23 protein-coding genes are annotated in these 26,750 nt (G+C 59.3%); 11 read left to right on the top strand and 12 right to left on the bottom strand.

The features are described 5' to 3' along the window. Positions 1-58: 58 nt before the first annotated feature. Both aroE and hemF read right to left on the bottom strand, forming a co-directional pair. Positions 59-877 (bottom strand): shikimate dehydrogenase, encoded by an 819-nt coding sequence (aroE, locus tag ICY20_RS08730; RefSeq protein ID WP_194937285.1) that lies wholly within the window; start codon positions 875-877, stop codon positions 59-61. Beyond that, complete coding sequence (hemF, locus tag ICY20_RS08725; RefSeq protein WP_159960530.1) at positions 877-1,809, bottom strand: oxygen-dependent coproporphyrinogen oxidase; 933 nt, start codon at positions 1,807-1,809, stop codon at positions 877-879. Before hemF ends, aroE begins: the two co-directional genes overlap by 1 nt. 159 nt (positions 1,810-1,968) lie before the next feature. Here hemF and ICY20_RS08720 point away from each other — a divergent pair, with 159 nt between their 5' ends. Next, positions 1,969-2,946: a quinone oxidoreductase family protein gene (locus ICY20_RS08720; RefSeq protein WP_194937284.1), complete on the top strand. Its 978-nt coding sequence runs from the start codon at positions 1,969-1,971 to the stop codon at positions 2,944-2,946. 119 nt (positions 2,947-3,065) lie between these two features. Here the strand turns inward: ICY20_RS08720 and ICY20_RS08715 are convergent, their stop codons facing one another. From ICY20_RS08715 to ICY20_RS08705, 3 genes are all read right to left on the bottom strand, one after another. Next, entirely contained in the window at positions 3,066-3,623 is a 558-nt protein-coding gene (locus ICY20_RS08715; RefSeq protein ID WP_122485339.1) for an L-threonylcarbamoyladenylate synthase, read from the bottom strand. 58 nt (positions 3,624-3,681) lie between these two features. Beyond that, positions 3,682-4,785, bottom strand: a complete 1,104-nt coding sequence (gene dprA, locus ICY20_RS08710) for a DNA-processing protein DprA (RefSeq protein ID WP_159960526.1) — start codon at positions 4,783-4,785, stop codon at positions 3,682-3,684. Positions 4,786-4,848: 63 nt separating this feature from the next. Beyond that, entirely contained in the window at positions 4,849-5,625 is a 777-nt protein-coding gene (locus ICY20_RS08705; protein WP_159960524.1) for a peptidoglycan-binding protein, read from the bottom strand. Between the two features lie 135 nt (positions 5,626-5,760). On the opposite strand from ICY20_RS08705, the gene def reads away from it, so the two are divergent. The 5 genes from def (at position 5,761) to ICY20_RS08680 (ending at position 10,321) form a co-directional block, all read left to right on the top strand. Beyond that, a complete protein-coding gene (gene def / locus ICY20_RS08700; RefSeq protein WP_105521380.1) occupies positions 5,761-6,267 on the top strand; it encodes a peptide deformylase in 507 nt (168 codons plus the stop codon). A gap of 68 nt (positions 6,268-6,335) precedes the next feature. Continuing rightward, positions 6,336-7,289 carry a methionyl-tRNA formyltransferase gene (fmt, locus tag ICY20_RS08695; RefSeq protein WP_194937283.1) on the top strand — a complete coding sequence of 318 codons (954 nt, stop codon included), beginning with the start codon at positions 6,336-6,338 and terminating at the stop codon, positions 7,287-7,289. Beyond that, positions 7,286-8,596, top strand: a complete 1,311-nt coding sequence (rsmB, locus tag ICY20_RS08690; protein ID WP_159960520.1) for a 16S rRNA (cytosine(967)-C(5))-methyltransferase RsmB — start codon at positions 7,286-7,288, stop codon at positions 8,594-8,596. Before fmt ends, rsmB begins: the two co-directional genes overlap by 4 nt. A 21-nt stretch (positions 8,597-8,617) precedes the next feature. Beyond that, positions 8,618-9,991: a Trk system potassium transporter TrkA gene (gene trkA / locus ICY20_RS08685; RefSeq protein WP_159960518.1), complete on the top strand. Its 1,374-nt coding sequence runs from the start codon at positions 8,618-8,620 to the stop codon at positions 9,989-9,991. An 18-nt stretch (positions 9,992-10,009) separates the two neighbouring features. Next, positions 10,010-10,321 carry a hypothetical protein gene (locus tag ICY20_RS08680; protein ID WP_194937282.1) on the top strand — a complete coding sequence of 104 codons (312 nt, stop codon included), beginning with the start codon at positions 10,010-10,012 and terminating at the stop codon, positions 10,319-10,321. A 145-nt stretch (positions 10,322-10,466) separates the two neighbouring features. On the opposite strand, the gene ICY20_RS08675 is transcribed toward ICY20_RS08680, so the two are convergent. After that, a complete protein-coding gene (locus ICY20_RS08675) occupies positions 10,467-11,354 on the bottom strand; it encodes a lysophospholipid acyltransferase (protein ID WP_159960514.1) in 888 nt (295 codons plus the stop codon). A gap of 40 nt (positions 11,355-11,394) precedes the next feature. Further along, a complete protein-coding gene (locus tag ICY20_RS08670) occupies positions 11,395-11,952 on the bottom strand; it encodes a DNA-3-methyladenine glycosylase I (protein WP_159960512.1) in 558 nt (185 codons plus the stop codon). 81 nt (positions 11,953-12,033) lie between these two features. Between ICY20_RS08670 and glyQ the strand changes: the two genes are divergently transcribed. The 4 genes from glyQ to ICY20_RS08650 all read left to right on the top strand — a co-directional run bounded on the left by glyQ (position 12,034) and on the right by ICY20_RS08650 (position 16,429). Further along, complete coding sequence (gene glyQ / locus ICY20_RS08665) at positions 12,034-12,987, top strand: glycine--tRNA ligase subunit alpha (RefSeq protein ID WP_003187265.1); 954 nt, start codon at positions 12,034-12,036, stop codon at positions 12,985-12,987. After that, positions 12,984-15,038: a glycine--tRNA ligase subunit beta gene (gene glyS, locus ICY20_RS08660; RefSeq protein ID WP_194937281.1), complete on the top strand. Its 2,055-nt coding sequence runs from the start codon at positions 12,984-12,986 to the stop codon at positions 15,036-15,038. Before glyQ ends, glyS begins: the two co-directional genes overlap by 4 nt. A gap of 2 nt (positions 15,039-15,040) precedes the next feature. Then, complete coding sequence (gene gmhB / locus ICY20_RS08655; protein ID WP_177414067.1) at positions 15,041-15,577, top strand: D-glycero-beta-D-manno-heptose 1,7-bisphosphate 7-phosphatase; 537 nt, start codon at positions 15,041-15,043, stop codon at positions 15,575-15,577. 81 nt (positions 15,578-15,658) lie between these two features. Next, positions 15,659-16,429 carry a lysophospholipid acyltransferase family protein gene (locus tag ICY20_RS08650; RefSeq protein ID WP_194937280.1) on the top strand — a complete coding sequence of 257 codons (771 nt, stop codon included), beginning with the start codon at positions 15,659-15,661 and terminating at the stop codon, positions 16,427-16,429. A 181-nt stretch (positions 16,430-16,610) separates the two neighbouring features. Here ICY20_RS08650 and ICY20_RS08645 read toward each other — a convergent pair whose 3' ends face one another. Next, positions 16,611-18,890: a CHASE2 domain-containing protein gene (locus ICY20_RS08645; protein WP_194937279.1), complete on the bottom strand. Its 2,280-nt coding sequence runs from the start codon at positions 18,888-18,890 to the stop codon at positions 16,611-16,613. 390 nt (positions 18,891-19,280) lie between these two features. Between ICY20_RS08645 and ICY20_RS08640 the strand changes: the two genes are divergently transcribed. Further along, a complete protein-coding gene (locus ICY20_RS08640) occupies positions 19,281-20,000 on the top strand; it encodes a response regulator transcription factor (protein WP_159960504.1) in 720 nt (239 codons plus the stop codon). Positions 20,001-20,085: 85 nt separating this feature from the next. Here ICY20_RS08640 and gyrB read toward each other — a convergent pair whose 3' ends face one another. Genes gyrB through dnaA form a run of 4 tightly spaced genes read right to left on the bottom strand, consistent with a single transcriptional unit; the run spans position 20,086 to position 26,281 of the window. Beyond that, positions 20,086-22,503, bottom strand: a complete 2,418-nt coding sequence (gene gyrB / locus ICY20_RS08635; protein WP_159960502.1) for a DNA topoisomerase (ATP-hydrolyzing) subunit B — start codon at positions 22,501-22,503, stop codon at positions 20,086-20,088. 4 nt (positions 22,504-22,507) lie between these two features. Then, positions 22,508-23,611 (bottom strand): DNA replication/repair protein RecF, encoded by a 1,104-nt coding sequence (gene recF / locus ICY20_RS08630; protein WP_024072542.1) that lies wholly within the window; start codon positions 23,609-23,611, stop codon positions 22,508-22,510. 10 nt (positions 23,612-23,621) lie between these two features. Next, a complete protein-coding gene (gene dnaN, locus ICY20_RS08625; RefSeq protein WP_122485322.1) occupies positions 23,622-24,725 on the bottom strand; it encodes a DNA polymerase III subunit beta in 1,104 nt (367 codons plus the stop codon). Positions 24,726-24,763: 38 nt separating this feature from the next. Then, on the bottom strand, positions 24,764-26,281 hold the full coding sequence (dnaA, locus tag ICY20_RS08620; protein ID WP_194937278.1) for a chromosomal replication initiator protein DnaA: 1,518 nt from the start codon (positions 26,279-26,281) through the stop codon (positions 24,764-24,766). Positions 26,282-26,750 lie beyond the last annotated feature (469 nt).

Raw genomic sequence — 26,750 nt, 5'->3', positions numbered from 1 at the left:
CCACCACCATCGGGAGCAAGCCCCCTCCCACATTGACTGTGCCCACTTTAGATTGGTGTTAGATCAACTGCCGGCGTAATTCGGCCAACACCGGCGCCGATTCCGGCCGCACCCCGCGCCACAGAAAGAACGCTTCCGCCGCCTGCTCAACCAGCATGCCCAAGCCATCCATTGCCACAGACGCACCGTGCTCCGTCGCCCACTGGCAAAAAGCAGTCGGCTCTTTGGCATACATCATGTCGTAGCAAAACGTCTTGCCCGGCTCGATCAAGCTGCTGGCAATTGGCGGTACATCGCCTGACAGGCTGGCGGACGTGGCGTTGATGATCACGTCCACCGGCTCACGCAGCCAGTCGAAACCACTGGCAGACACCGGGCCAAGATCGTCGAACAGCTCGGCGAGCATTTCGGCTTTTTCCACGGTGCGGTTGGCGATGATCAGCGAAGCTGGGCGCTCAGCCAATAGAGGCTCCAACGCCCCACGTACAGCGCCACCCGCGCCCAGCAACAGGATGCGTTTGCCTTGCAGGCTCAACCCGGCGTTGACCGTGAGGTCGCGCACCAGGCCTGCGCCATCGGTGTTGTCCCCTAACAGGCTGCCATCGGCCAACTTGCTCAAGGTATTCACCGCACCAGCGCGCTCGGCGCGTTTTGTCAGGCTGTTGGCCAGGCGGTAGGCGTCTTCCTTGAACGGCACGGTGACGTTGGCGCCGCGACCTTGCTGAAAAAACTCACGGGCACAGCCGGTGAAATCCTCCAGCGGCGCGAGCAAGGTGCTGTAGTCCAGTTGCTCACCGGTTTGCTCGGCGAACAGGCGGTGGATGATCGGCGACTTGCTGTGGCCGATGGGGTTGCCGAACACGACATAACGGTCCATCAGACAGCCGCCTTGGGCGCAGCAACGCCCAGCCAGTCGCGGTCTTGCAGGTAGTAATCAGTGAGGCGCGCTTCTTCACTGCCAGCCTGGGCTTTCCAGTCGTAGCTCCAGCGCACTTGCGGGGGCAGCGACATCAGAATGGACTCGGTACGCCCGCCCGATTGCAGGCCAAACAAGGTGCCACGGTCGTAGACCAGGTTGAATTCAACGTAGCGGCCACGGCGAAACTCCTGGAATTCGCGCTGCTGCTCGGTGTAAGCCGTGGCCTTACGGCGCTGCACGATCGGCAGGTAGGCGTCGATATAGGCGTCGCCGATGGCGCGGATGAAAGCGAAGCAGGTGTCGAAGCCCCACTCGTTCAGGTCATCGAAGAACAGGCCGCCGATACCACGTGGCTCGTTGCGGTGCTTGATGTGGAAGTAGCTGTCGCACCAGGCTTTGTAGCGCGCGTACACATCCGGACCAAACGGCGCACAGGCCTGCTCGGCCACGCGGTGCCAGTGAATGCAGTCTTCTTCGTTGCCGTAGTAGGGCGTGAGGTCGAAGCCGCCACCAAACCACCACACCGGCTCTTCGCCTTCTTTTTCAGCGATGAAAAACCGCACGTTGGCGTGGGAAGTCGGCACGTGGGGGTTATGCGGGTGAATCACCAGCGACACACCCAAGGCTTCAAAACCCCGACCGGCCAGTTCAGGCCGATGGGCGCTGGCGGACGGTGGGAGACCGCTGCCGAACACGTGGGAAAAGTTAACGCCGCCTTTTTCGATCACCGCACCGTTTTCAATCACGCGGGTACGACCGCCGCCGCCGGCAGGCCGGGTCCAGGCGTCTTCGATAAAGCGAGTGTCCGTCTCGAAGGTTTCCAGGGCGCTGCAAATACGGTCTTGCAGGTCGAGCAGGTAGGCCTTTACAGCCTCGGTGCGGGTAGTCATGGCATCACCTTGAATCGGGCAAAGCTACGCGAGGCCATTGGGCGTCGGCGGCAAATGGGCGCACAGGATACCACCGCACCCGGCTACGCCGCAGTTGACGAAGATCAAGCTTAGGCGTTCGATAGGGCGCTACGCGAAATCGACCCAAGGAGAAGGCAGATGGCAAAACGTATCCAGTTCAGCGCCCATGGCGGCCCCGACGTGCTTGAGTATGTGGACTACACGCCCGCGGAGCCTGGCCCGCAGCAGGTTCGCGTACGTAACGAGGCCATCGGCCTGAATTTCATCGACACTTATTTCCGCAGCGGCCTGTACGCACCGCCCGCACTGCCATCGGGGTTAGGCGCGGAGGGCGCTGGCGTGGTCGATGCGGTCGGCAGCGAAGTCACCCAATTCAAGGTCGGCGACCGTGTGGCCTACGGCAGCGGCCCGCTGGGCGCCTACAGCCAACTGCATGTGCTACCTGCTGCCAACCTGGTGCACCTGCCGGACGAAATCAGCTTCGAACAAGCCGCCGGCGCCATGCTCAAGGGCCTGACGGTGCAGTACCTGCTGCGCCAGACTTATGAGTTGAAGGGCGGTGAGACCATTCTGTTCCACGCCGCGGCTGGTGGCGTAGGCTCGCTGGCCTGCCAATGGGCCAAGGCCCTGGGCGTGAAGTTGATCGGCACCGTCAGCTCGCCGGAAAAAGCCGCCCTGGCCAAATCCCTCGGCGCCTGGGAAACCATCGACTACAGCAAGGAAGATGTCGCACAGCGCGTGCTGGAATTGACTGACGGCAAAAAAGTCCCGGTGGTGTACGACGGTGTGGGCAAGGACACTTGGCTGACGTCGCTGGACAGCGTGGCGCCACGGGGTTTGGTGGTGAGTTTTGGCAACGCATCCGGTGCGGTAGACGGGGTGAACCTGGGCATCTTGTCGGCGAAGGGCTCGCTGTACGTGACGCGCCCGACCTTGGCGACTTACGCCAACAACCCGCAGAACTTGCAGGCGATGGCCGATGATCTGTTCTCGATGATCAAGAGCGGCAAGGTGCGCATTGATATCAACCAGCGGTATGCGCTGGCGGATGCGGCGAAGGCGCAGACCGAGTTGTCGGGGCGTCGGACGACGGGGTCGACTATTTTGTTGCCATGAGTCGATAGAGATCTGGAGGCAATGAGGGCCTCATCGCGGGCAAGCCCGCTCCCACATTTGATTTGTGAACGCTTTCAAATGTGGGAGCCGGGCTTGCCCGCGAAGGCCACGACTCGGTCTCAGGACGGCCGCACCACTTCACCCGTCACCAAATCCCGAATCAAGCTCGGGTTTTTGCGCCCACCCAGGGCACCACCTAATACCCGATCCACCTGGCCCCGAAAGTACTGCTCCACACGAATCCGCGTGCGCGCCGCCGGGCGACCCTGTGGGTTGGCCGAGGTGGAAATCAACGGCCCTACCACCGAGCATAAATCTCGCACCAGTGGGTGATCTGTCACACGCAATGCGACGGTATCGTGCCTACCCGTCACCCATTCCGGCAGCAGGTCCTGGTGGGGTACCAGCCAGGTATTCGGCCCCGGCCAAGTGCTGGCCATGCGGTCGATCCAGTCTTGCGGAAAATCTTCGAACAGAAAGTCGAACTGACGGATGTTGTCTGCCACCAGGATCAGCCCCTTGTCCACCGAGCGATTCTTGATGGCGAGCAAACGGTCCACGGCTTCTTCATTCCACGGGTCGCAGCCCAGGCCCCACACTGCTTCGGTTGGATAGGCAATCACCGCGCCTGCACGAATTTCCCGTGCGGTTTCCAGCACACGCCACCTGTTGACCATTGCTCACTCTCCAGACTAAAGCTCTGCGCAGTTTACCGATCTTCGTTACAAAACCCAGTTACAAAAGCGGCGAACGCGCCAGCCAGCGCCCGCTTTCGCAGATTACCTGGCCTTCGAGCTCCAATTCCGTAAGGGTCGCCAACACCTGAGACAACGACCGACCGCTGGCAATCGCCAGGGCTTCGCTGGTCAGGGGCGCAGCGTGCAGCAACGCGACCAGCGGGTGGGTTACCGGCATCGGCGCCGGGCGTGACATGGCCTGCCAGCCGCGCAAACCTTCCATGATGTGCTCAATGGTTTCTACCAGCACCGCGCCCTCGCGGATCAACTGATGGCACCCTCGCGCGCCGGGGTGGTGGATGGAACCTGGGATCGCATACACCTCGCGACCTTGTTCGGCCGCCAGCTTCGCGGTAATCAACGAACCGCTGGCCGTACTGGCCTCCACCACCAGCACACCCAGAGACAGCCCGCTGATGATGCGATTGCGCCGAGGAAAGTTGCCGGCCTGGGGCGCAGCATCCAGTGGGAACTCAGAAACCACCGCGCTGCCCTGGTCAATCATGGCTGCCGCAAGCCGTAGGTGGCGTTGTGGATAAAAATTTTCAAGGCCTGTGCCCAGCACGCCGATTGTCTGCCCCCCGACATCCAATGCCGCTTGATGCGCCGCACCATCAATGCCCAGTGCCAAGCCGCTGGTGATCACAAAACCGGCACTCGCCAAGCTGCGGGAAAACGCTGCGGCCGTATCCATACCAGGGCGCGACGCACGACGACTGCCGACCATCGCCAACTGCGGTTTTTCGAGAATTGAGGGGTCGCCCGCGACAAATAATAGCGGCGGGGCATCGTCGATCTGGGCGAGTAGTGCGGGGTAATCCGGCTGGTCCCACATCAGCAAATGCTGGGCCGGGCGCGTCAACCAGGCCAAAGCCTCACTGGCGCCGTCACGGATTTCATGGCTACGCCGGGCATCGGCGCTGATGGCCGGCAAGCCCAGTGAACGCCAGGCACTGGCCGGCGCACTGATGGCCTTCGAAGCACTGCCGAACGCTTCGATCAATAAGCAAAAACGCTTGGGGCCCAGTTCCGGCAGCCTGTGCAAGCGTAGTCGTGCTTCCAGTTCTGACGGGGATATTTCATGGCTATCTGTCGGATACATCTGAACATCCTTGACCTGAACAAGTTGTGGATAACTCTGTTGGTAACTTATTTAGCAGGCTATTTATTGCGTTTGACGGGCAGTCTCGAAACGGTCGCTCACCGCCAGTGATCGTGACGCGCTGAGCACCAGGCCGTAGCTGAGCTTTTGATAGGTACGAAACACCAGCAGGGTGCCGGCACGCTCGTCGGGGAGTTTCGTTTTGGCGCCGCTGAAAGGGTCTCTTACGGTGGAGCCGGTTTTGATAACCGTGAGCAATTGGCCTTCAGCCAAGCCATCGCGGCGGCCTTTGTTGAGGGTGACGGCGTCCAGCACGCCGATTTGGGTGACGCCCCTGGGGATATCAATGATGTGCCCTTCGACCAAGGGTGACTGCAGCGGGATCAGCAGGGTTGACGGATAAACGGGCGGTTGCGCACGCAGCAGGCGGTCGCCCGGACGAATCTCCTGCGTCACCCGATGCACGGCCAGCGTGGTGAGGTCGCCGGCGGTGACAAAGCGGGCAGTGCCGATGTCGTCGGCGTTGACCCCCAGCAACTCCTGGGTCTGTGGGTCGGTGTAAACCCTGCCGCGTCGGAAGATGCCGTAGTTGGGCTGGGAAGGGTCCAGGTCGCCCCTGGCGTGGATGCGCTCACCGTTGGCCCCAAGCACACGACCGGCATCCGCCGCGATGATGTACGGCGCGTTATCCAGATCCTGGGGGGTATCAAGAATGCGGTTATGCAAGAGAAAGCGCTGAATGGCCTGTTGCGTCAGTGCATCCAGGCGTTGCGCGGGGGGTGGGACCAGGGCCATGACGAACGGGGCCCACAACAGCAAGACGAGTAGCGATTTCCTCATGGGGCGAATCTCCTTTATTATGTGCATTCGCGTGAAATGCCTTGGCCTTCGCGGCTTTTAAGGGTTTCACACCGGTCGTGTGGGTCCATCCCAACGCCGATTTGCCTCTACCTCACATGTGCAGCAATTACGCTTATGGCTATTTTGAACATCCTCGAATTTCCCGACTCGCGCCTGCGCACTGTCGCCAAGCCGGTGGCCGTAGTGGACGACAAGGTTCGTCAGTTGGTCGATGACATGTTTGAAACAATGTATGAAGCACCAGGCATCGGCCTAGCCGCTACCCAGGTCAACGTGCATCAGCGTGTCGTGGTCATGGACCTGTCGGAAGATCGCACTGCGCCGATGGTGTACATCAACCCTGAGTTCGAACCGCTGACCGACGAGATGGGCGAATACCAGGAAGGCTGCCTCTCGGTGCCGGAGTTCTACGAGAACGTCGAGCGCCCGCTACGTGTGAAGATCAAGGCCCTGGACCGCGACGGCAAGCCGTTCGAGCTGATTGCCGAAGGCCTGCTGGCAGTGTGCATCCAGCATGAATGCGACCACCTCAACGGCAAGCTGTTTGTCGATTACCTGTCCACGCTCAAACGCGACCGGATCAAGAAGAAGCTGGAAAAAAAGCATCGCCAGCAAGCTTGATGCCCCCTTCCAAAGGCTTGCTGCGGCAAGCCTTTTTCTTTTGTGACTGTTTTTAACCGAGACCTCCCATGACCGAGCCACTGCGCATTGTTTTTGCCGGCACGCCTGAATTTGCCGCCGAACACCTCAAGGCGCTGCTAACCAGCCCTTATGACATCGTCGCGGTGTACACCCAGCCAGATCGCCCGGCCGGTCGCGGGCAAAAACTGATGCCGAGCCCGGTCAAGCAACTGGCGCTGGAGCACAATATCCCTGTACTTCAACCACCGACCCTGCGTAACGCCGAGGCCCAGGCCGAGTTGGCCGCGCTGGAGCCGGACCTGTTGGTGGTAGTGGCTTACGGCCTGATCCTGCCGCAAGTCGTGCTGGATATCCCGCGCTTGGGTTGCATCAACAGCCATGCGTCGCTGCTGCCACGCTGGCGCGGTGCGGCGCCGATCCAGCGCGCCATTGAGGCGGGTGACAGCGAAAGTGGTGTGACCGTGATGCGCATGGAGGCGGGTTTGGATACCGGCCCGATGCTGCTCAAGGTCACCACGCCAATCAGCGCCGAAGACACCGGCGGCAGCCTGCACGACCGCCTGGCCGAACTAGGCCCGCCTGCGGTGATCGAGGCCATCGCCGGCCTTGCCGCCGGCACCCTGGAAGGCAAAGAGCAGGACGACAGCCTCGCCACCTACGCCCACAAATTGAACAAAGACGAAGCGCGCATCGACTGGAGCCGCCCGGCGGTTGAGCTGGAGCGCCTGGTGCGTGCCTTCAACCCGTGGCCGGTCTGCCACAGCACCCTCAATGGCGAAGCCTTGAAGGTGTTGGCAGCCACCCTGGCCGACGGCAAAGGCGCCCCCGGTGAAATCATCGGCGCCAGCAAAGACGGCCTGCTAGTGGCGTGCGGTGAGCAGGCGCTGTGTCTGACACGTCTGCAATTGCCCGGCGGCAAGGCGCTGAACTTCAGCGATTTGTTCAACAGCCGTCGTGAGAAATTTGCCTTGGGCACGACCCTTGGGGTGGCCGCGCAATGAACCCACGTCTGGCCGCCGCCAAGGCACTCGCCGCCGTCCTCAATGGCAAGGCTTCGCTGAACAGTTCGCTGCCGACGCAGATGGACAAGGTCGAAGACCGCGACCGTGGTTTCACCCAGGACCTGGCCTTCGGCACCGCCCGCTGGCAGCCGCGCCTGTCGGCGCTGGCGGCCAAGTTGTTGCAAAAGCCGTTCAAGGCTGCCGATGCCGATGTGGAAGCCTTGCTGCTGGTCGGTCTCTACCAATTGCTCTACACCCGCGTACCGGCCCACGCCGCCATCGGCGAAACGGTGGGTTGCGCCGACAAGCTGAAAAAACCTTGGGCCAAGGCCCTGCTCAACGCCGTACTGCGCCGCGCCCAGCGTGAAAGCGAAGCGCTGCTGACCGAGCTGGAACATGACCCGGTGGTGCGCACGGCTCACCCGCGCTGGCTGCAAAAATCCCTGAAAGCCTTCTGGCCTGAGCAGTGGGAAGCGATTTGCGCAGCAAACAATGCGCACCCGCCGATGATCCTGCGGGTCAACCGTCGCCATCACAGCCGTGATGCGTACCTGCAATTGCTCACCGCTGCCGGGATCAACGCCACGCCGTGCGTGTACAGCATCGACGGCATCGTGCTCGAAGCCGCCACCGACGTGCGCAGCCTGCCAGGTTTTGCCGAAGGCTGGATCAGCGTGCAGGACGAAGCCGCGCAGCTGGCTGCCGACCTGCTGGACTTGGCACCCGGCCAACGCGTGCTCGATGCCTGCTGCGCCCCTGGCGGTAAGACCTGTCACATTTTGGAAGTGGAAAAAGACCTGGCCGGTGTCGTCGCTGTCGACCTGGAAGCCAAGCGTCTGGTGCGCGTGCGCGAGAACCTTGCACGCCTGGGCCTGAGCGCCGAGCTGATCGCCGCCGATGGCCGCGACACCGCCACCTGGTGGGACGGCAAGCCGTTCCAGCGCATCCTGCTCGACGCGCCGTGCTCCGCGACCGGTGTGATCCGCCGCCACCCGGACATCAAGCTCACCCGTCAACCTGACGACATCGCCGCCCTGGCGGTGCTGCAAGGCGAGCTGCTCGACGCGATGTGGCCAACCTTGGAGGTCGGCGGCATCCTGCTCTACGCCACCTGCTCCACCTTGCCTACAGAAAATACCGAGGTCATCGAAGCCTTCCTGGCGCGCACCAGCGGCGCACGGGAGCTGGACCTGGCCACGACGGCCGGCATCAAGCAGCCCCACGGTCGCCAGCTGCTCGCCCAAGAAGGCGGACACGATGGCTTCTATTACGCCAAACTGATCAAGATTGCCGCCGCGCGCGGCTGAATGATTTAAGGGAGTGACCGGATGAAAATCATCATCCTTGGGGCAGGGCAGGTCGGCGGTACGTTGGCTGAACATTTGGCCAGCGAAGCCAACGACATCACTGTGGTCGACACCGATGCCGAACGTCTGCGCAACCTCGGCGACCGCCTGGATATCCGCACCGTGCAAGGCCGCGCGTCGTTCCCGACGGTATTGCGCCAGGCCGGTGCGGACGATGCCGACATGTTGGTCGCGGTGACCAATAGCGACGAAACCAACATGGTCGCGTGCCAGGTTGCCCACACCCTGTTCCACACCCCGACCAAGATCGCCCGTGTGCGTGAAGCGGCCTACCTGACCCGTGCAGGGCTGTTCGACAACGATGCGATTCCGGTAGACGTGCTGATCAGCCCGGAGCAAGTGGTGACCCACTACATCAAGCGCCTGATCGAGATTCCGGGCGCCTTGCAGGTGATCGACTTCGCCGAGGGCAAAGCCCAGCTGGTGGCGGTAAAGGCTTACTACGGCGGGCCGCTGGTGGGGCAACAGCTGCGCCAGTTGCGCGAGCACATGCCAAATGTAGAAACCCGCGTAGCCGCGATTTTCCGCCGCGACCGGCCGATTTTGCCCCAGGGTGACACCGTCATCGAGGCTGACGACGAAGTATTCTTCATCGCTGCCAAAGCGAATATTCGCGCAGTGATGAGCGAAATGCGCCGCCTCGACGAGAGCTATAAACGCATCGTGATTGCCGGCGGCGGGCAGATCGGTGAACGCTTGGCAGAGGCCATTGAAAGCCGCTACCAAGTGAAGATCATCGAGATGAGCCCGGCGCGTTGCCGGCATTTGTCCGACACCCTCGACAGCACTGTCGTACTGCAAGGCAGCGCCTCGGACCGCGACCTGCTGATGGAAGAAAACATCGCCGACGCCGATATTTTCCTGGCCCTGACCAACGATGACGAGGCCAACATCATGTCCTCCCTGCTGGCCAAGCGGTTGGGGGCGAAGAAGGTCATGACCATCATCAACAACCCGGCGTATGTCGACCTGATCCAGGGCGGCGATATCGACATCGCCATCAGCCCGCAGTTGGCCACCATCGGCACCTTGCTGGCCCACGTGCGCCGTGGCGATATCGTCAGCGTGCACTCCCTGCGCCGTGGTGCGGCGGAGGCCATCGAGGCGATTGCCCATGGCGATTCCAAATCGAGCAAAGTGATCGGCAAGGCCATCCGCGATATCGGCTTGCCACCGGGCACCACCATTGGCGCGATCATTCGTGACGAAGAAGTGATCATTGCCCACGACGACACGGTGATCGCCACCGGCGACCATGTGATCCTGTTTCTTGTGGATAAAAAACATATCCGCGACGTGGAGAAACTGTTCCACGTGGGCTTGAGCTTTTTCTGATTTGACGGAGTGAACGACATGCTCGAATCCCTGGAAAAAATGCTCGCCAAGGGTGTGGATAACTCGCTGCTGCGCTTTGGCTTGGGCAAGGGCTATCTGGATTTGAAGGACAACGCCAAGGCGGCGGAGCATTTGCAGAAGTGTGTCGAGTTCGACCCGAAGTATTCGGCGGCGTGGAAGCTTTTAGGCAAGGCCCAATTAGGCTTGGAAGACAGTGCGGCGGCGCGGCTGGCGTGGGAGCAGGGCATTGAAGCGGCCCAGGCCCATGGCGACAAACAGGCAGAAAAAGAGATGACGGTGTTTCTGAAGAAACTCGACCGCCAGCCCTGACGCAGTCCCTGTGGGAGCTGGCTTGTCGGATCGCCGCACCGCTGCGATAGCATCACTGCGGTGTAACTCAAACACCGAGTTGCCCGCATCGCAGGCAAGCCAGCTCCCACATTTGATCTCCATTGGCAGGGAGGTCAGTGGTGTCTCAGTACCACCGCTCCTCACCCGGCGGGCGTTTCTTGAAGCGCTTCATGCTCCACATGTACTGGCTCGGGTAGGCGCCAACATACCGCTCCACCACCTTGCTCATCGCCGCACAAGACGTGGCGGTGTCGGTGCTGTACATGTCTTCCGGCGCTGCTTCCAGAATCACTTTGTAACCCGAGCCGTCCGGCAGCCGCAGAGCATGCAGGAACACACCCACGGCTTTGTGCCCGGCGAGCATGTTCGGTACAAACTTGCTGGTGAGCGCCTGGGTGGCGAAGAACGGCACGAAGATACCGGCGGATTCGGCCGGCTCCGGATCTGCCGGAATGCCCACCTGACCACCCCGACGCACTTCCTTGATCACGCTGAGAATGCCTTCCTTGGTAGACGCCGCCACACGGTTGCCCAGTTGCACGCGCTGTTTGCGCAGCAGCTCATCCACCGCCTTGAGCTTGGGCGGGCGGTAGAAAATGACCGGTTTGCACTGGCTGCAATAGAAGTGGTTCAACACTTCCCAGTTGCCCAGGTGACTGGTGATCCCAACCACGCCTTTGCCCGAAGCCAAGGCTTCGTGCAGCACTTCCAGGCCCTCGACTTCACGCACCAGGTCGATGGAGCGCTGGGCCGGCCAGATCCACGCGCAAGCGCTTTCAGTCAGGGACTTGCCAATGTCCATCAGGCTCTGGCCGACCAGGCGCTCGCGGGCGGCCGGGTCCATGTCCGGGAAGCATTTGGAGAGGTTGATCCGCACCGTTTCGCGTGAACGGTTGGGGGTTTTCCACATGATCCAGCCAATCGCGTTACCGACGGCCTGGACGGCGCGCCAAGGCAGCAAGGCAAATAACCGAAGAGCGCCAACCAGCAAGGCGCCTTTTAACTTTTCCACAGGTCACTCCTGATCGTGTGTGGTGCGCAAAGCCGGCATTCTAACCGGCGTTGGCCAGGTGCGCGTAACGGTCGCAGTCCTGAGTGTGGTCCATGACCATGCCCGAGGCCTGCATGAACGCGTAGCAAATGGTTGGGCCAACGAAGGTGAAACCGGCTTTTTTCAGGGCTTTGCTCATGGCCTCGGCCTCGGGGGTAATCGCCGGGACTTCGCTGCGATCCTTGAAATGATTGACCTTCGGCACCCCGCCAACAAAGGACCAGAGCAGCTCTACGGGATTCTCCAGCGCCAGCCAGGCAGCGGCGTTGCGGCGGGTAGCATTGAGCTTGAGGCGATTGCGCACGATGCCGGGGTCGAGCATCAGCGCTTCGATCTCGTCATCGGTCAACTGCACCAGACGCTGCGCATCAAACCCAAACAAGACCTTTCGATAATGCTCGCGTTTGCGTAAAACGGTGATCCAGGAAAGGCCTGCCTGGAACCCTTCGAGTAAAAGCAACTCGAACAAGCCCTGCGCATCGCGCAGCGGCGTTCCCCACTCCTGATCGTGATAAGCCATGTACAGCGGATCTTCAGAACACCAAAAGCAGCGTGGCATAAGGCTCCAGGGAGTGGTGGCAGGGCCGAATCGGGTATACTCCCGCTCTTTAAATCGCAGCCCAAGTAACAGGTGAATTTCGTGAGCCAGCCTACGCCAGCCGTGCGTACCTTCCAAGACTTGATCCTCGCCCTCCAGCAATACTGGGCCGAGCAAGGTTGTGTGGTACTTCAGCCCTACGATATGGAAGTAGGCGCCGGCACTTTCCACACCGCTACATTCCTGCGGGCCATCGGCCCGGAAACCTGGAACGCCGCTTATGTGCAGCCCAGTCGTCGCCCGACTGACGGCCGCTACGGCGAGAACCCGAACCGTCTGCAGCACTACTACCAGTTCCAGGTGGTATTGAAGCCCAACCCGGACAACTTCCAGGAACTGTACCTTGGCTCGCTGAAACATGTCGGCCTGGACCCGCTGGTCCACGACATCCGTTTCGTTGAAGACAACTGGGAATCGCCGACCCTGGGCGCCTGGGGCCTGGGCTGGGAAGTCTGGCTCAACGGCATGGAAGTGACGCAGTTCACTTACTTCCAGCAAGCCGGCGGCATCGAGTGCTACCCGGTAACCGGCGAAATCACCTACGGCCTTGAGCGCCTGGCCATGTACCTGCAAGGCGTGGACTCGGTCTACGACCTGGTGTGGGCTGACGGCCCGTTCGGCAAAGTGACCTACGGCGATGTGTTCCACCAGAACGAAGTGGAGCAATCGACCTACAACTTCGAGCACGCCAACGTCGACAAGCTGTTCGAACTGTTCGACTTCTATGAAAGCGAAGCCAAGCGCCTGATCGAGCTCGACCAGCCGCTGCCGTTGCCAAGCTATGAAATGGTGTTGAAGGCCTCCCATACCTTCAACCTGCTGGACGCCCGCCGTGCCATCTCGGTAACTGCGCGCCAGCAATACATCCTGCGTGTACGCACCCTGGCGCGTTCCGTCGCCCAAGCTTACCTGCTGGCTCGCGCCAAGCTGGGCTTCCCGATGGCAACCCCGGACCTGCGTGATGAAGTGTTGGCTAAGCTGGAGGCTGCACAATGAGTGCTCAAGATTTCCTGGTTGAACTGGGCACCGAAGAGCTGCCACCCAAGGCACTCAACACCCTGGCCGACGCGTTCCTGGCCGGTATCGAAAAAGGCCTGCAAAGCGCTGGCCTGAAGTTTGAAGCAAAAAAAGTCTACGCCGCGCCACGTCGCCTGGCGGTACTGCTGACCGCGCTGGAAACCCAGCAGCCGGACCGCAGCATCAACCTCGACGGCCCGCCGCGCCAGGCGGCTTTCGATGCAGAAGGCAATCCGACCCAGGCCGCCCTTGGTTTTGCCAAGAAGTGTGGCGTGGAACTGAGTGAGATCGACCAAAGCGGCCCAAAACTGCGCTTCAGCCAGGTCATCACCGGTAAACCGACTGCCAGCCTGCTGCCGACCATCGTTGAAGATTCCCTGAACGACCTGCCGATCCCCAAGCGCATGCGCTGGGGTGCACGCAAAGAAGAATTCGTCCGCCCAACCCAATGGCTGGTGATGCTGCTCGGTGACCAAGTCATCGACTGCACCATCCTCGCTCAGAAATCCGGTCGAGATTCGCGTGGTCACCGCTTTCACCATCCGGAAGCGGTACGTATCACTTCGCCGGCCAACTACGCCGCCGACCTGCGTGCTGCTTATGTGTTGGCTGACGCGAACGAGCGTCGCGAGCTGATCAGCAAGCGTACCGAAGAGTTGGCCCGCCTGCAGGAAGGCACCGCCATCGTGCCGCCAAGCCTGCTCGACGAAGTAACCGCGCTGGTTGAATGGCCGGTGCCGCTGGTGTGCTCGTTCGAAGAGCGCTTCCTCGATGTGCCGCAAGAAGCGCTGATCACCACCATGCAGGACAACCAGAAGTATTTCTGCCTGCTGGACGTGGATGGCAAGTTGCTGCCGCGCTTCATTACCGTGGCCAACATCGAAAGCAAAGACCCGCAGCAGATCATCGCCGGTAACGAGAAAGTCGTTCGCCCGCGCCTGACCGACGCTGAGTTCTTCTTCAAGCAAGACAAGAAGCAGAAACTGGAAGACTTCAACCTGCGCCTGCAAAACGTGGTGTTCCAGGAAAAACTCGGCAGCGTCTACGACAAGGCCGTGCGTGTTTCCAAGCTGGCCGCTTACATTGCGCCGCGCATTGGCGGTGACTCTGCCTGGGCTGCCCGTGCGGGCCTGCTGTCCAAGTGTGACCTGGCCACCGAGATGGTCGGCGAGTTCCCGGAGATGCAAGGTGTTGCTGGCTACTACTACGCCCTCAACGACGGCGAGCCAGACGATGTTGCCCTGGCGCTGAACGAGCAGTACATGCCGCGCGGTGCTGGTGCCGAGCTGCCAAGCACCCTGACCGGTGCAGCCGTGGCCATCGCCGACAAGCTGGACACTCTCGTAGGTATCTTCGGTATCGGCATGCTGCCTACCGGTAGCAAAGACCCGTATGCCCTGCGCCGTGCCGCCTTGGGCGTGCTGCGTATCCTGATCGACAAAAAGCTCGACCTCGACCTGACCCAGGCTGTGGTGTTTGCCGTCGGCCAGTTCGGTGCCAAGGTCAAGCAAGCCGGCCTGGCCGAGCAAGTGCTGGAGTTTGTGTTCGACCGCCTGCGTGCGCGTTACGAAGACGAAGGCGTGGACGTGTCGGTGTACCTGGCAGTGCGTGCCCTGCAACCGGGTTCGGCGCTGGACTTTGACCAGCGCGTACAAGCCGTGCAGGCCTTCCGCAAACTGCCGGAAGCCGAGGCCCTGGCCTCCGTGAACAAGCGCGTGTCGAACCTGCTGAGCAAGGCCGAAGGCCTGGGCAACGCTGACGTAGACCCCGGCCTGTTTGCCGATGCCAAGGAGTTCTCGCTGAACTCGGCCATCGCCAAAGCGGAAACGGCGGTGAAACCGTTGATCGCCGAGCGTAACTACGCCGAAGCGTTGGCGCGACTGGCCACCCTGCGCGAGCCAGTGGATGCGTACTTCGAAGCGGTGATGATCAACGCCGAAGATGCCAACGTACGCAAAAACCGCTACGCCATGCTGGCGCGTCTGCGTGGTTTGTTCGTCAATATCGCCGACATTTCGACGCTGAGCTGACCATGTTGAAACTGCTGATTCTCGATCGGGACGGGGTGATCAATTACGACTCCGACGCTTACATCAAGTCGGTGGCGGAATGGGTTCCACTGCCCGGCTCGATCGAGGCCATCGCGCAGTTGAGCAAAGCCGGCTGGACAGTGGCCATCGCCACCAACCAGTCCGGCATTGCCCGCGGTTACTACGACATCGCCACCCTGGACGCCATGCACGCGCGCTTGCGCACGTTGGTGGCCGAGCAGGGCGGTGAGGTGGGGTTGGTGGTGTACTGCCCCCACGGGCCGGATGAGGGCTGCGATTGCCGCAAACCGAAGCCGGGCATGTTGAAAACCATTGCAGAACATTACAAGGTGCCGTTGGCTGGGATATGGTTCGTCGGGGACAGCCTCGGTGACCTGGAGGCGGCCAAAGCCGTCGACTCTCAGCCAGTTTTGGTTAAAACCGGGAAAGGCGAGAAGACCCAGGCGAAAACCCTGCCGGTGGGCACCTTGATTTTTGACGATCTGGCGGCCGTTGCCGCAGAACTTATCAACAACTAGCCGCCCTCGACTTCCTGACAAGGAGTGTTCGGGAGTGCGCTTTTAACAGGCGGGCGTTGTCCCGCAACGGTAAATGCCGCCATGTCGATTTTGCAGGCCATCAGAACCTTCTTCTTTTACCTGCTGTTGGGCACCAGTTCGTTTCTCTGGTGCACCCTGAGCTTTTTTATTGCGCCCTTTTTGCCGTTCAAGGCGCGCTATCGCTTTATCAACGTCTATTGGTGCCGCTGCGCGCTGTGGCTGTCCAAGGTATTCCTGGGCATTCGTTTCGAGGTCAAGGGCGCTGAAAACGTCCCGGACCAGCCTTGCGTGATTCTGTCGAACCACCAAAGTACCTGGGAAACGTTCTTCCTCTCGGCGTACTTTTCGCCGTTGAGCCAAGTGCTTAAGCGTGAGTTGCTGTACGTGCCGTTCTTTGGCTGGGCCATGGCCATGTTGCGGCCGATCGCCATTGACCGCGACAACCCCAAGGCGGCCCTTAAGCACGTGGCCAAGAAGGGCGACGAGCTGCTCAAGGATGGCGTCTGGGTGCTGATCTTCCCGGAAGGCACACGTGTTCCCTTCGGCACTGTAGGCAAGTTCTCACGCGGTGGTACTGCACTGGCGGTCAACGCCAACCTGCCCGTACTGCCGATTGCCCACAACGCGGGTAAATTCTGGCCGAAGACCGGCTGGGCTAAACGTCCGGGCACAATCACCGTGGTGATTGGCGAGCCGATGTACGCCGAAGGTGAAGGCCCGCGTGCTATTGCAGCGCTCAATGACCGTGCTGCGGCATGGAATGAAGCCCAGCAACGGGCTATGGGCTCACTGCCACCGGAGCCGGTTATTGCCGAGCAACCCGCCGCTTGAGCTTCTGTGGATAACCTGTGTACGGTTTGTTGGCGAATCGCCTTTTTTGACTTATAAGAAGCTGATTTACTTACATATTTATCAAACGGATAAAATCACGGAAAAGGTGCATAAGTTTTTTCCGCATTAAAAAACCGGTCCTTGTGACCGGTTTTTTATGCACAGGTGAAAACTCGACTTTTCAGTCTTCCAGCAAAGGCAATCGCAGCCGGAATGTAGTGCCCTTGCCCATCACGCTTTCGCAACTGATGCGCCCGCCATGGCGTTCCACGACCGCCTTGACCATGGTCAGTCCCAACCCCAGCCCTTCGCTGCCCTGAGCTGACTCGAAGCGTCGGTACTGGCTGAACAGCTCCGGTAGATCCTCTGCGGCTATGCCTGGGCCCTGGTCACTGATACAGCACTCCAACCAGCCCTGTGTGCTCTCGTGACTCAACCTGACGGTTGTGCCAGACGACGAGTATTTGATGGCGTTTTCCAGCACGTTGAACAACGCACGGGTGAGCAGCGATTGATCGGCTGAGACCATGCCCTCGTCGGCTTCATCCAAGTCGTGCACCAAGTGGATACCCTTGAGCTGGGCGACCAAAGCCACTTGATCGAAAGCATCCATCACCAACATGGCGAACAGCGTTGGCTGGAACTGATAGCCATCCGCCTCGGCTTTCGCCAGTTGCACGAAGGATTCGGTGAGGCTCAAGGCACGTCGCACTTGCTGCTCGATCTGGGCAAACACGGGCGACTCGCCGTTGTGCACATCCAGCAGCGCAAGAATGGCCGAGTGCGGCGCGCGCAGGTCATGGGAGAGGAAGCGCAGCATGGTTTCACGGTGCTGCTGGGCTTCACGCTCCTTGCTCAAGTCTGTCAGGCTCAGCAGCCAACCGAGGGCGACATCCCCTTCAGCGGGCAGCAGAGGGGCAAGCTCCATACGCAGGCTGCGTTGATGAATATCCCGGAACTCAATCATTTCCAACGCCGAGAGGGTAGGGCGCACGCCGTTGTGTAGCGGCGGATAACCGAGATCAGCCAGTTGCTCCAAGAGGTTTTCGCTGACCAGGTCATTGCCGAACACTTCCCGTGCGATACGGTTAGCCAGCAGGACGTTGCCCCGCGGGTCGGTAATCAACGTGGCCACCGGCAAGCACTCAAGACCATCCGCCATAAAGCGTCGCGTGTCCCGCGTACGGCTGACAGCCTGCTCAAGGGCAAAGATACGCGCCTGCAGCACATCGCCTTTACTGGCCGGCGCTCGGCGGCGTTCGGGCAACACTTTGGGTTCGTTGTCCAAGCGTGCCAGCTCCCAGCCGAAGTAGGCGAGGATCACACTGAGGCGTCGCCAGTTCCAGATCAAGTAGCTGAGCAGCAAACCGATCAGGCACGCGGCAGGCGACCACCAGTGGCCCAACCGCAATAGCACCAACGAAACGAGCAACGCCACGGCCATGCAGCCCAGCGTCATCCACAGCGCGTAGCGCGGGCGATAGAGCAACAACCCCAACAGCAATGCCACCAGGGATGTCGCCATGAACGCGGCCAGCCATTTCGGCAAGTCCACGATGCTGCGCCCTTGCAGCAAGCCATTGAGTACATTCGCCTGGATCTCGACGCCCGCAGTGGTACCGACCGTGGAAGAAAGCGGGGTGACAAATCGGTCGCCCATCCCCGTGGCGGTTGTGCCTACGAGAATGAGACGGTCGCGAAGTAATTCGGACGAGACCTCGCCGTTAATGACGCTGGCGTAAGACACGCTGGGAAAGTGCACATGGGCTTCGATGAATGGGATACGAATCGCATGCTCCCGGTGCCAGTGTTGAGTGATTGGCTCAAGCGCCTCGCCAGGCATTTGCGACTGCTCGCCCGTCATCTTGTAAGCCAGCCAAGCCAACTGCGGGGCTGTCGCATCGAGTGGCCCTTCCCGTAGATACAGGCTGCGCACCACGCCATCGTTATCCGCCTCTACGTTGATATGGCCAACACCCTTGGCGCATTTGAGCAGCGGCAGCACTTGGGGAGCCGGCAAGCTGTAACTGGTGGTGCTTTCACGCACCAGGGGCAACAAGACATTACCAGCGCTGCATACTGCTTCGGCCAGGCGCCTGTCATCGGCAGGGTCACTGGGCTCGCTGAACATGACATCGAACAGAATCGCGGTAGGTTGCGCGGCACTCAGGCGGTCGATCATGTCGGCATGCAAGCTGCGCGACCATGGCCAAGGGCCTAATTTCTTGAGGCTTGGGACGTCAATGGTCACCAAAAGGATGCGCGGGTCTAACGGCAGCGGTGTGAGGCGACGAAGGCTATCGTAGAGCGGGTTATTCAACGCCAGGCCTGGGCTAAGGGACAGGTAGGCAGTGAAGGGCAGCAGCAGCAAACCAATCCATAACCACTCGCGCACCAGACCGTGGAACAGTCGTTGGGCATGGGTAGGTTGGCGTTTCTCAGGCTTGCCCCAGAGCATCACGAATCAACGCGCCGGTGATGTAAGTGAGTCACTGAACATTTCATAGGCCCCGGTTTCTCCCTCCAGGCTGTAACAGTCAAACATAGGTTGACGCTTTGCCAGTGAAGCTCATTTCCAGCACGTAGCAAACGTATTCTCAGTGCACAGGAGTTTACGACAGCGCATGCGTCGGCTGATCCTTTTCCTTACGGTCAGGAGCCGGTATCTTTCCAACATTGGATGTGAGGTTTTTTAACGGGTTATCCGCTTATCTGCCTCAGCGTACCGAGAGATCCAAGGGGTCGACGAATCTGCGCATAATTCTTCAGATTCGAAGACCGGCATCTGTGCAGTACGTGCCCTTCAAACAGGTCGTCGGCTGCCGTACTTTTCAAGAAGAAAGGACCACACATGCGTGTCGCAATACTGGATGACGAGCCTGCCGAATTGCGCCGGGTTGAACAGACACTGCGACAGATCCCAAGCACTGCCGATCACCCTTGGACCCTGCACTGTTTTGAACGCGGTGAAGACCTGCTGCGCCAACTGCGCCGTGAAACCTTTGACCTGTTGATACTCGATTGGCAGGTGCCGGATATCACCGGTATTGCCATCCTGCGCTGGACGCGTGAGCACATGGAATCGCCGCCCGCTGTCATCATGCTCACCAGCCGTGATGCCGAGAGCGATATCGTCACTGCGTTGAACAGTGGCGCCGATGATTACGTGAGTAAGCCCTTTCGGCCTAATGAGCTGAAAGCTCGTGTCACCGCAGTTTTGCGTCGACATGGTCTGCAAAAATCGGCAACTCATGAAGTGCAAAGCTTCAATGACCTGACCTTTGACGATGCCGAATTGACCGTTACCCGTGCGGGTAAGCCGATCAACCTCACAGAGCGTGAGTACCGTTTGGCCAGTTGCTTATTCGCCAACCTGGCCAGGCCGCTGTCCCGTGAGTATTTGTATGAGCGGTTTTGGACCCATGAAGAAATGGTTTCGTCACGGCCGTTGGATACGCATATTTATCGGCTGCGCAATAAGCTGGGGCTTACGGCGGATAGAGGTTGGCAATTGCTGACGATCTATGGGTATGGGTATCGATTGGAGAGTGTGGCGGCGGCTCCTCATTGATGTTCCACGTGGAGCATTTGATTTTTGCCCAATAAAAAAGGCCAACGCTAAGCGTTGGCCTTTTTTGTTTTGCGCTGGCTTTGGATCAGAAATCCAAGTTAGAAACCGCCAAGGCATTGCTCTCAATGAAGTCGCGACGAGGCTCGACCGCATCACCCATCAGGGTGTTGAAGATCTGGTCAGCGCCAATGGCGTCTTCAATGGTCACCCGCAGCATACGACGCTGAGCGGGGTCCATAGTGGTTTCCCACAGTTGATCCGGGTTCATTTCGCCTAGACCTTTGTAGCGCTGGATAGTGTGGCGCTTGGTGCTTTCGGCCATCAGCCAGTCTAGGGCTTCTTTGAATTCCTTGACTTGCTTCTTGCGTTCGCCACGTTGGATATAAGCGCCGTCGTCCAGCAGGGTGCTCAGTTGTGCGCCCAGGGTGACTACGGTTTTGTAATCATTGCTGCCGAAGAAGTCGCGGTTGAATGTGACGTAGTTCGACAGGCCGTGGGAGATCAGTTCGACCTCTGGCAGCCACACGTTACGTTCACGGTCTTCACGCAGGCTGGCTTTGTACACCAGGCCAGACTTCTCGGAGGTGCGCAAGCGCACTTCGTACTGAGCCAGCCAATCCTGCATGACCGCATGATCGCCTAGCTGTTCGAGGCTCACGGCCGGCAGGTAGATGAAGTGCTCTGTCAGCTCCTGAGGGTACAGGCGCGACAAGCGCTTGAGGGTCTTCATCACCATGCGGAAGTCGTTAACCAGACGCTCCAGCGCCTCACCGGAGATACCCGGTGCTTCGTCGTTCAAGTGCAGGCTGGCATCTTCCAGGGCCGACTGCGTCATGTACTCTTCCATGGCGTCGTCGTCTTTGATGTATTGCTCTTGCTTGCCCTTTTTCACTTTGTACAACGGCGGCTGGGCGATGTAGATGTAGCCACGCTCGATCAGCTCAGGCAGCTGACGGAAGAAGAAGGTCAGCAGCAGGGTACGGATGTGCGAACCGTCGACGTCAGCATCGGTCATGATGATGATGTTGTGGTAGCGCAGCTTGTCGATGTTGTACTCGTCACGGCCAATACCGCAGCCCAGCGCGGTGATCAAGGTGCCGACTTCCTGGGAGGAAATCATCTTGTCGAAGCGAGCTTTCTCGACGTTGAGGATCTTACCCTTCAACGGCAGGATCGCCTGGGTGCGACGGTTACGACCCTGCTTGGCGGAACCACCAGCAGAGTCACCTTCCACCAGGTACAGTTCGGAGAGGGCAGGGTCTTTCTCTTGGCAGTCGGCCAGTTTGCCGGGCAGGCCAGCAATGTCCAAAGCGCCTTTACGGCGAGTCATCTCACGGGCTTTACGCGCCGCTTCCCGGGCACGAGCAGCGTCGATCATCTTGCCGACGACCAGCTTGGCTTCGTTCGGGTTCTCCAGCAGGAAGTCGGAGAAGTACTTGCCCATCTCTTGTTCCACTGCAGTCTTCACTTCGGAAGACACCAGCTTGTCTTTGGTCTGGGAGCTGAACTTAGGGTCTGGCACTTTAACCGAGATAATCGCGGTCAAGCCTTCACGCGCGTCGTCACCGGTGGTGGCGACCTTGTGCTTCTTGGCCAAGCCTTCGGCTTCGATGTAGGTGTTGAGGTTACGCGTCAGTGCGGAACGGAAACCCACCAGGTGAGTACCGCCGTCGCGCTGAGGAATGTTGTTGGTGAAGCACAACAGGTTCTCGTTAAAGCTGTCGTTCCACTGCAGGGCGATTTCCACGCCGATGCCGTCTTCACGCTGGATGTTGAAGTGGAACACCTGGTTGACCGCAGTCTTGTTGGTGTTCAGGTATTCAACGAACGCACGCAGGCCGCCTTCGTACTTGAACAGCTCTTCCTTGCCGCTGCGCTCGTCCTTGAGGACGATACCCACACCGGAGTTGAGGAAAGACAGCTCACGAATACGCTTGGCCAGGATGTCCCAACTGAAGTGGATATTCTTGAAGGTTTCAGCCGATGGCTTGAAGTGAATCTGCGTACCGGTCGATTCACTGTCACCAACGATTTTCATCGGCTCTTGTGGAACACCGTGGACGTAGGTCTGTTCCCAGATTTTTCCGCTACGGCGGACGGTCAGGATCAGTTCTTCGGACAGCGCGTTCACTACCGAAACACCTACACCGTGCAAACCGCCGGAGACTTTATAGGAGTTATCGTCGAACTTACCGCCAGCGTGGAGCACGGTCATGATGACCTCTGCCGCCGAAACGCCTTCTTCTTTGTGCACATCTACCGGAATGCCGCGACCGTTGTCGCGCACGGTAATCGACTCATCCGGGTGGATAATGATGCTGATGTCGTCGCAGTGACCGGCCAGGGCTTCGTCGATGGAGTTGTCGACCACCTCGAACACCATGTGGTGCAGACCGCTACCGTCATCAGTGTCGCCAATGTACATACCGGGACGTTTGCGTACGGCATCCAAACCTTTCAGCACTTTAATGCTGGTCGAGTCGTACGTGTTTTCTTCGCTCATGCCTTCACTCCCGATGGTCGTGGGTCTGGGTGATACGGCCTTGTTCCACGTGGAACAAAGCGACTGGCGTTTCCGTCTGCCAGCCTTCCCTCAATAATTCGTGGTCTACACAGGTGATAAACACCTGGCAGCGTAATTCTTCCAACAAGCGGCATAACGCGAGGCGGTGTTGCTCGTCGAGTTCAGACGGCAAGTCATCCACCAGATAAATACACTGACCGCGCCGGGCTTGGCTGACCAAATGGCCCTGGGCGATACGCAGCGCACACACCACCAACTTCTGCTGGCCGCGGGACAAAATGTCCGCAGCATTATGGGCGCCTAATCTAAGGCGCAAATCAGCGCGTTGGGGTCCGGCCTGGGTATGGCCAATTTGCTGATCCCGCTGCAAGGACGTAGCGAGCACAGCACTCAGCTCGCGCTCTTTGTCCCAACCACGGTAGTAACTCAGGGTCAGCCCCTCGAGGTCCAACAACTCACTCAAGGTCTGCTCAAAGACTGGTTTCAAGGCTTTGATGTAAGCGCGTCGGTACTCATCTATTTCGTCACTGGCCAGGCACAGCTCCCGGTCCCAGGCCGCTTGCGAAGCGGCGTCAAGTGTACCATGCCGCAGCCATGAGTTCCGCTGCCGCAGGGCCTTCTGCAGGCGCTGCCAAGTGGCCATAAAACGCGGTTCCACGTGGAACACTCCCCAATCGAGGAATTGCCTGCGGATTTTTGGTGCACCTTCCAACAGTCGAAAGCTGTCAGGGTTAATCAATTGCAGCGGCAATATTTCGGCTAACTGAGCGGCACTCCGCGCATTTTGCCCGTCGATACGAATTTGAAACTCTCCCCCGCGATCACGGGATATCCCCAGGCTGCTGTGGCCACCTTCGGCTAATTCAACTTGGCCAAACACCGTGCACGCCAATTGTTCGTATTGGATAACGGGTAACAAGCGAGCGCTGCGAAAGGAACGGGCCAACCCCAATAAGTGAATGGCTTCCAGCACGCTGGTTTTGCCACTGCCGTTGGCGCCGTGGAGGATATTGATGCGGGGGGAGGGGGAGAAGGTCACCGGGTGCAGATTGCGCACCGCGGTGACCGAGACACGACTGAGGGACATCTAGCGTCTGTTACAGGCGCATCGGCATAACAACGTAGGCCGAGTCGTCGTTGTCGGATTCTTGCACCAGTGCGCTGCTGTTGGAGTCCGACAGAATCAGGCGAACCTGTTCGGTGGTCATGACGCCCAATACGTCGAGCAGGTAGCTCACGTTGAAGCCGATTTCCAAAGAACCGCCGTTGTAGTCAACGCCCACTTCTTCTTCCGCTTCTTCCTGCTCCGGGTTATTGGCCTGGATTTTCAGTTGGCCGTTAGCCAATTGCAGGCGGATACCACGGTACTTTTCATTGGACAGGATCGCGGTACGGCTGAACGCTTCACGCAGGGCCTGGCGATCGCCGAGTACCAGTTTGTCACCGCCTTTTGGCAGTACGCGCTCGTAATCCGGGAACTTGCCGTCTACCAGCTTGGAGGTGAAGGTGAACTCGCCAGTGGTAGCACGGATGTGATGCTGACCCAACACGATGCTCACGTTGCCGTCCGGCTCGGTGAGCAGACGCGCCAACTCAAGGATACCCTTGCGCGGCACGATCACCTGGTGACGATCTGGCTGACCGATATCGGCCTTCATCGAGCACATCGCCAGACGGTGACCGTCAGTGGCCACGGCACGAATGATACCTTCAGACACTTCCAGCAGCATGCCGTTGAGGTAGTAACGCACGTCCTGCTGAGCCATTGCGAAACTGGTGCGCTCGATCAAACGACGCAGTTTGCTCTGTTCCAGGCTGCACGTGAGCGAGCCCGGGCCTTCTTCCACCGTCGGGAAGTCATTGGCCGGCAACGTGGACAAAGTGAAGCGACTGCGACCCGCCTTGACCACCAACTTGGCTTCATCGACCTTGATGTCGATCAGCGCGTCATTGGGCAGGCTTTTGCAGATATCCATCAGCTTGCGCGCAGGTACGGTGATCTCGCCGGGTTCGGCAGGCTCTTCCAGTTGCACACGGCCGACCAGCTCGACTTCCAGGTCGGTACCGGTCAGGGACAACTGCTGGCCTTCGACCACCAGCAATACGTTGGAGAGCACCGGCAAGGTCTGTCGGCGCTCGACGACGCCTGCGACCAGTTGCAGGGGTTTCAACAGGGCTTCGCGTTGAATGGTGAAATGCATGGTCTAGTCCCTTGCCTTATTTAGCTGCGCTGGTCTCATCAAGTAGTCAGTGTACGCAGCAGGTTCTTGTAGTCCTCGCGAATATCCGCGTCGGATTCCTTAAGTTCATTGATCTTGCGGCATGCGTGCAAGACCGTGGTGTGGTCGCGACCACCAAATACATCGCCGATTTCCGGCAGGCTGTGGTTGGTCAGCTCTTTGGAGAGCGCCATGGCTACCTGACGCGGACGTGCTACCGAGCGCGAGCGGCGCTTGGACAACAGGTCGGAAATCTTGATCTTGTAGTACTCGGCCACGGTGCGCTGGATGTTATCCACACTCACCAATTTGTCCTGCAGTGCCAACAAGTCTTTCAGGGATTCGCGAATCAGCTCGATGGTGATGTCGCGACCCATGAAGTGCGAGTGAGCGATGACACGCTTGAGCGCGCCTTCCAACTCACGCACGTTGGAGCGAATGCGCTGGGCGATAAAGAAAGCGGCGTCGTGAGGCAGATCAACTTTAGCCTGGTCGGCCTTTTTCATCAGGATCGCGACGCGGGTTTCCAGCTCGGGCGGCTCGACCGCAACGGTGAGGCCCCAGCCAAAACGCGACTTCAGGCGTTCTTCCAGGCCTTCGATTTCCTTCGGGTAACGGTCACTGGTCAAGATGACCTGTTGGCCGCCTTCGAGCAGGGCGTTGAAGGTATGGAAAAACTCTTCCTGGGAACGCTCTTTGCGCGCGAAGAACTGAATGTCATCGATCAGCAGCGCATCAACGGAGCGGTAGAACCGCTTGAACTCGTTGATAGCGTTGAGCTGCAAGGCCTTGACCATGTCAGCCACGAAGCGCTCCGAGTGCAGGTACACGACCTTGGCATTCGGGTTCTTCTTTAATAGATGGTTACCCACAGCGTGCATCAAGTGCGTCTTACCCAAGCCCACGCCTCCATAAAGGAAGAGCGGGTTGTAACCGTGCTTGGGGTTATCGGCCACTTGCCAGGCCGCAGCACGCGCCAACTGGTTGGATTTACCTTCGACGAAATTTTCAAAGGTAAAGGTGCGGTTCAGATAGCTGGTGTGCTTGAGAGCACCTTCAACCTGCACGGTGCGTTGTTCGGCGCGGACCGGTGCTTGCTGAGAGCTCGCACCCGCCATCGGGTCGAAGCTGTCGCGGGACGGCTCTTCATGCTCTGGCGCATGCTTTTGCACAGAAGACTTCGATGGCGTCGGCGCAGAGGCAGGCGTCAAGACCACCGGCGACGACGCAGCCTGGGCTTGCGAGGCCGCAGCGGCCAACGGTGCATTCGGCGCAGCACGAGGTGCCGAGCTACGTTTGCTGCCTATTAATAAGGAGAGCACGGGCGCAACACCATTGCCTTGTTCGTCGAGCAATTCGAGAACGCGGCTCAGGTATTTCTCGTTGACCCAGTCGAGAACAAAACGATTGGGTGCGTAGACACGCAACTCGTCGCCTTCGGCTTCGACCTGTAGTGGACGGATCCAGGTGTTGAATTGCTGGGCAGGCAGCTCATCGCGCAAAAGCTCCACGCACTGCTGCCAAAGTTCCACTGACACGGATATCCCCTAAGTTGAAAGCCGGTGAGGCAAAAACAGCCGCCATTGTAGCGGCGAGCCGCCCACTTATCCACATGTAGGTTGCGCACAGGGCAGCCAAAATCAACGTGTTATCCCTTAAAAAAGCGACCGGCGGTCTGTGCATAAGCTCTGTGGATAAGCGCACGTAAGCCCGTTGTACAAGTGGGGTCGAAAGTCTGTGGGTAACTGGCCTGTGGATAACAACCCATTCCACCCACAGCTTATCCGATAGCGCAGCACAGGCAGAGCACCGTTTCTCCCCCGTGTTGTCATTCTCTGTACAGCACGTAGAATATGGCCTTAAGGTAGTTATCCACAGATGATCGCTTCCCTAGCTTTTATAAGCTTTACAGAAAAGCTTTAAATAACTTCCTTCTTTATTTTTATATCTATGGCATTGCCCGTGAAAGGCGAGCGGCCAGAAAAGAGTCTTTAGCCCTACGGAGAT

Source organism: Pseudomonas pisciculturae (assembly GCF_015461805.1).
GTDB lineage: Bacteria > Pseudomonadota > Gammaproteobacteria > Pseudomonadales > Pseudomonadaceae > Aquipseudomonas > Aquipseudomonas pisciculturae.
Note: the sequence above shows the minus strand (reverse complement) of the source record. Positions and strands in the feature narration are given on the sequence as shown.